The 6,453-nt window shown below is 35.8% G+C and carries 4 protein-coding genes and 1 pseudogene; all 5 read left to right on the forward strand.

Features of this window, described 5'->3' with window-relative positions:
* Positions 1–3,774 (forward strand): hypothetical protein (locus D0T66_RS16015; protein WP_163358311.1); only part of this gene is annotated, 3,774 nt, incomplete at its 5' end.
* Positions 3,775–3,776: 2 nt separating this feature from the next.
* Entirely contained in the window at positions 3,777–4,463 is a 687-nt protein-coding gene (locus tag D0T66_RS16020; protein WP_163358312.1) for a hypothetical protein, read from the forward strand.
* 77 nt (positions 4,464–4,540) lie between these two features.
* Entirely contained in the window at positions 4,541–5,227 is a 687-nt protein-coding gene (locus tag D0T66_RS16025; protein WP_163358313.1) for a hypothetical protein, read from the forward strand.
* 13 nt (positions 5,228–5,240) lie between these two features.
* Complete coding sequence (locus tag D0T66_RS16030) at positions 5,241–5,717, forward strand: hypothetical protein (RefSeq protein ID WP_163358314.1); 477 nt, start codon at positions 5,241–5,243, stop codon at positions 5,715–5,717.
* 20 nt (positions 5,718–5,737) lie between these two features.
* Positions 5,738–6,453: pseudogene (locus tag D0T66_RS16035) on the forward strand (hypothetical protein); the annotation flags it as partial.

Genomic DNA, 6,453 nt, shown 5'->3' on the forward strand with positions numbered 1-6,453 from the left:
CCGCAGGGAACACATTATACGGCTAAGTATGATGAAGGGTCTAAGACCTTCACGATAGATTTAGTTGCGGGAAGCAGTGACGATGTACAGGAAATCTATGCGCTGTATAAGGAAAGTAGCCAAAGCTATAAGACATTAGGTAAGCTGAAAGTCATTACTTATCAGCGGCAGGTAAATAGGCTGGTAATCGTTCAGATTGACAAAAATACAATCGTTAAGGGCGAGTTAGAAGAATACCTGAAAAAGGTTTATTCGCCTGTCGGGGTGTTATGGGAGGTAGAAGTCGAAACGTATGACTACAAAGGTAATACGGAAAACTTCTTTGAAAAAGGCAGCGGCTTGTTATCGGCTTATAACGGTAATATGAAAGCTTTGCAGGATGCCTATAAAAAACATAAAGGCGGTGCTTTCGACAAAAACACGGCGTATGTCTTTATTATGGGTAAAAGCGGCAGGAAGAATGACCGTGATACCAAAGGATTTATGCCGAAGGGCAAGCAGTTCGGGTATATCTTCAAGAAAGACCTGTCCGGCAAGGATAATATCTATCAGGTAATCTCACATGAACTTGGGCACGGACGCTGGCAGATGGCACATACGTTCGATGGTACGTATGGAAATATCATCAAGGAGGGTAAGAGTGAGCCGCATAACCTGATGGATTATACTCCTGATGGTATCCATCTGGCGAAGTGGCAGTGGAATATCATGAATAATCCGGCACTCCTTACCAATCCGTTCGAGAGTGATGAGAAATCTTTAATTGAAATAAGTGATAAGGAATTCTTAGGTCTTACAGAAGATGGATATATTGTTATAATAGAATCATCAAAAGTTCCATCACAAGCTAACACGGAAGGGTACTTTATTAAGTCTCTAGAATACAATGATAAGACCTATGAGTGGCACAAAGAATCCAAAACGTTTAGAAAGGATGAAAATGACATCTATTTAGATTTTTCTTCCCAAAAAGACATTACAGGAAAAGTTGCTGTTTGGCATCCGACACATAAATCCGAATGTATTTTATTATATCAAAATATTGATGTTCTAAATTATACACCTACTAAAGAATCCTTTGCAAGTATATATGAAAAGATAAAAGCATTTGATGAAGACATAAATAGTGGCTGGATTCCGGAGCTAAAAGCAGGAAAATCTGATAATCAAGAGTGTCTCGATTTATACTATTCTTTCTTTAGCATTGATCCAAAATGTAATTCGACATTTTTCGACTTGAAAGATTTCAAACTGCCAAAGGCTTTAGCTAGAGTGATAGAGGAAGATACGGACAATACCATAGAAACGGATGTTGAAGATGCAGCTCAGAAATTGAATACTCTATTAAGAAATGATCGTGTGAACTGTCACTATCAAAATTCGGAAGGTTCTTCATTTGTGTCAATCCATGTCGATAAAGGAGTTCCTGTAAATAACAAAATTCTGACAGAAATTGACCATAAACTTACCTACTTATCTGCTTTTTCTGCTGAAAATGGTAAGCCTACTGATTTTTACGTGATTTATCAAAAGGTCAATAGAATAATTACAGGAGATTGGAACGCCTATGCACGAAAGGTCTATGAAAGAAGTAATCTAAAATCAAGTAATTCGGGCAATGTTCTCATTGTGATACCATATATGGAGTATCAGTATAAAAATGAAAGTAGTGTCAAAACATCCATATTGAGATACTATATGCCAGGGATGCATGCTTCGAACGTCGATATGGATGTAAATTCTGTAACGAAAAAAGGTTTAAGTGAATTGAGAAACGAAGAATATTTTATTATTGATGGAAATAATGAATTAGGATTAGGAAAATATCTAACAGTTCCTGTTGCACATACTTATTCTTTTATTAAAGATTTGTATACTCATACTTCTAAACCGACTCAAATATATCTTGGCATCTTAGAAGCAAATGGATGTCCTGTTTATAAAAAGGCTGAAAACCCTGTATTTACTAAAGGAAACCAATTTTGCAAAACAATATTATTGTATGAACGACCTCAATGCGAGCAAATTCGACAAGTCAGGATAGAAAGAGGTAGAGCCATTACAGAAGCGGCAAAAGGTCTGAGCGGATTGAGAACAAATGATCAAGCTGTGATTGAAGATGCGAAGCAAAATGTATATTTGGCAGCTTTACCTTACGATTTGGAAATAGCTCAATTAATTGAATTGTCTGAAGATTCGCGTGATGCAGATTTAGTTCCTGTCGAAAACTCTGTACGGTTCATAGAAAAGTACATAGAGGAGGATGCAGAAGCATATGTGTTATATTATGCATTTGCGAACAACCAATTCCAGAAAGACTTACAAGCACAATTTGGTGATACCGAAAGTTATGACAAAAATCATGTGTATGATAAAGATTTTCTGACAGTATTTGATCCTATCATATATGCTGTAATTGACGGAGGAGGTATGATATTGGGTGTTGTTGGACTCGATGTGTTTACCGATGTTGCCGGATTGGCCTATTCTATAGCGAGAGGTGATATCGAGAATACGCTGATATATAGCGGATGTGCACTTGTTCCTATGGCAAGTTCGGGGCAATATAAGATAATGAAAGGAGTGGCTCGTAAATTATATTACAAATCCTTGCGATTAGAACTTACTACTGCTGGATTCCTTACCGAACTGCGCTTTAAAGGTGTGAATGGACGTATGATTGACTTCTTCAACCTGCCTGAGAGTAGCTTGACTGCTGCAGAACTTACAGCCTTCTCTAAAGCATATGTAAATAAGGAGGTGACTCCGGATATGATGAAAAATATACTTAATGAAGATGTGGGCAACAGGGCAAAATTGATAAAAGAAGTAATTTCTGACAATTCTATTATGAAACAATTGCAGAAAGATTTTGCTGCAAATCCTGCTTTGTTGAGAAAAATATCGTCAGATGAAAAATTGATGGATGCATGGCGGATACTAAATGACAATGGTAGCCAAATAGCAAAATTGAGTGAAACATATCTGCAAAAATTCTCGAAACTTGATCCTGATGTACAGGTATTAATTTGTAAATTGTCGGATAATGCAGGTTCGTCAAGTACGCTTACCAAATTCTTAGATGATTTGGATGATGCCATGTATAGCGCATTACACAAAAATCCTGAATTGGCAAAAGGGATTGTAGGACACAAAACAGGGATAAATCTTGGATTGAGTGAATATGAAAATATGAGTGACCTTATTTCGGAAATAGACGCATTAAGTGCTGCTACCCGAACAAAGTTGACGAATTGGGTTGAACGTAGTGCAAAAGCTTCCAAATTTGGTGAAGTAGTGAAATTAGGGAATAAGCTAAGTGATAATATATTTGCTTCGCTGAAAAGCGGACTCGATGGAGCTGATAGCCGATTACTGAAGCTCTTGGCCGACGAAACGGGCATTCCGATAGCCGAACTGCGCAAGTACGACATACTAAAAGAAGTGCCAATACAAACATCGGGCGGATTTATGAGAGCCGACATTATGCTGATAAAAAAGAATGCAAAAGAAAAAATAGAAGATGTCATTATCATTGAAAACAAATTGAGCCAAACTACAGCTTTCACCCAGAGGCAGAAAGAAGGATTCGGAACCATAATAAATGGTGTGGAAGAAAGAAAAATTGAGTATGAAATCAAACATAAAGGTGAGGTATATTTCTCAAAAGACAACCCTCTTAAAATATCAAAGAATCGTATATTTAAAATGTCAGATACAGGTACAGATGATATAAGCAGAGTAACAATAAATAAAATAACATCGATAAAATAGAGATGGAAAGATTAACAAAATCAGAACAAAAGAAGCTAATTAATAGGATTATTACTCCATTTATTGATAATCAAGAACTGAAAAAGTACAATTCTTGGGAAGATGGGTATCAAATAAGAAAATATTTCGACCTGATAGTATATCAAGGGAGCTTTTTTTTCAGTAGAACAGATCCACCATGCTATATTGAAAATCTATCTATTAACATAGTGGAAAATATAATTTTGGATATAGGATTACCTAGTTGGGATTTGAGCTCTTATATAGAGAAAAATGATGTCTTTATTACAATAAGATTAGGATATTTTAAGAAGAATAAATTAAATGATAGAATATTTGAAAAAGAATCGGACTATATAGAATTTGCAAATAGTATAGTCCAGCATTATAATACGATATCACAGGAGCTGATAGAATACTGTACCTACTTACCTAATATATTAAAAGAGATGGATAGATTACAAGAGGAAGGGAAAACTTGGAGCAATAGAGGTACAGGCATTCTATCAGGAGGACCTGATGCTTTTTTTCGAGGTTTAATTATATCAAAGCTCTGCAATGATCTCAATTATAAGGAAAAAGAAAATTTTGTTTATAACTTATTTCATGAAGATGATGATGAATGGGTTTCTTATTGTGACAAATATATTGAATATCTTAAGAAAGTAGAACCCATCTATAATATTTAAAGTTATTTTGTTTTCGATGCTGGAACAGATGACATAAGCAGAGTAACAATAAATAAAATAACATCGATAAAATAGAGATGGAAAGATTAACAAAATCAGAACAAAAGAAGCTAATTAATAGGATTATTACTCCATTTATTGATAATCAAGAACTGAAAAAGTACAATTCTTGGGAAGATGGATATCAAATAAGAAAATATAATAATTCAATAGTATATCAAGGAAGCTTTTTTTTCAGCAGAACAGAACCACCATGCTATATTGAAAATTTATCTATTAATAAAGTAGAAGATATAATTCTAGAGATAGGATTACCCAAACATGACTTGACTTCTTATATAAACAAAGAAGATGTATTTATAACTATACGATTAGGTTATTTTGGAAAGAATAAATTAAATGATAGAATCTTTGAAAAAGAATCAGACTATATAGACTTTGCAAATAGTATTGTTCAGCATTATAATACGATATCACAGGAACTGATAGAATACTGTACCTACTTACCAAATGTATTAAAAGAAATGGATAAATTACAAGAGGAAGGAAAAACATGGAATAATAGAGGTACAGGTATTTTATATGGTTCTTTGGATGCCTATTTTCGGGGACTAATTATATCAAGACTATGTAATGATAATAATTTCCATAAAAAATTAGAATATATGGATGAAAAGTTTTCTACGAAAGGGTATGAAGATTGGGTGCCTTATTATGAGAAGTTAAAACAAAGACTAGATACGCTCGAACCCATCTATAATTAAAGACTGAAACATTATGGGATTTAATATAGCAGGTATAATTATAGGTAAAAAATATACTGATATAGCTCACTTGAGCGAAGCAATCGGATTTGATTTAGAATTGGATTATGAAATTAGTTTTGATGAGGCTATCGAAAACTGGAAAGAAGAAGGTTTGTTTGATGTTTATTTTGGAGAAAAAGGAACTGCTATTTTCACTCATGTGAGTAAAGCTCTTGATCCTTGCAAAATACAAGAAGCTGAAACATTAACTTTTATCCATCTTGAATTTTCTATGTCATTCAATATAAACTATACAACAAATAAAGAAACGATTTTTTCATTAACAGAGTTTGAAGATACAGGAAAAAAAATAACGGGTGATACATTTATCATTGAAAAATTAAATATTTCAGATACATCCGATCTCATATTTAAGATGATAGCGAAAGTTCTAGGTGAAGATATTCTGAATGTTTCGTCAAAAACAAAAGTGTATCGTTGCATATAAACGATTGAATACTAAGATAAATGAGATACAATAAATACATACTTCTTTTTATCTTGTTGTTCTGTACAACAGGATTGTACTCCCAGGACACCATCCGTGTGTCTGTCAAGGCGAACGTAGCGAAAGACAAGATACAACTGAGATGGGCAGTTAACAGCCCCTCCGCGTGGTATTACACCAATAAACACGGCATAACGATAGAACGCTATACCCTGATGCGTGGCGAAGGCATCTTGGACACCCCCGAAAAAGTAGTATTAACCCCTTCCCCTTTAAAACCGCACCCGTTGGACGACTGGCAACACATTGCCCAAAAGGACAACTATGCCGCGATTATTGCCCAAGCATTATACGGCGACGATTTCGAAGTCTCCGGAGGCGAGAAAGACATCAGTCAAATCATTGCTCTTTCACAGGAACAGGAGCAACGCTATGCCATGTCCATGTTTGCCGCCGAGATGTCCTACGAAGCAGCCCTTTTTGCCGGCTGGGGATTCGAAGATAAAACCGCCGTACAAGGCGAACGCTACCTTTACCGTATAATCCCCGTCAGTCCCGATACCCAAAAGACTGTCGAGATGGGCAGCGCCTATGTAGGGCTTGACGATTACCGTGAACTGCCCCGCCCGTTGGAACTCGATGCTATCTGGGGTAATGGGAGCGTTATGGTCACCTGGAACAGCCGCCTGTTGGAGCAATACTATACCGCTTATCACCTGGAGAAATCGGAAGACGG

This window comes from Dysgonomonas sp. 25 (assembly GCF_010501075.1).
Taxonomy (GTDB): Bacteria; Bacteroidota; Bacteroidia; order Bacteroidales; family Dysgonomonadaceae; genus Dysgonomonas.

Coding starts and splice junctions, on each gene's coding strand:
- D0T66_RS16020 (WP_163358312.1), top strand. CDS start 3,777: ATGGAAAGATTAACAAAATCAGAACAAAAGAAGCTAATTAATAGGATT.
- D0T66_RS16025 (WP_163358313.1), top strand. CDS start 4,541: ATGGAAAGATTAACAAAATCAGAACAAAAGAAGCTAATTAATAGGATT.
- D0T66_RS16030 (WP_163358314.1), top strand. CDS start 5,241: ATGGGATTTAATATAGCAGGTATAATTATAGGTAAAAAATATACTGAT.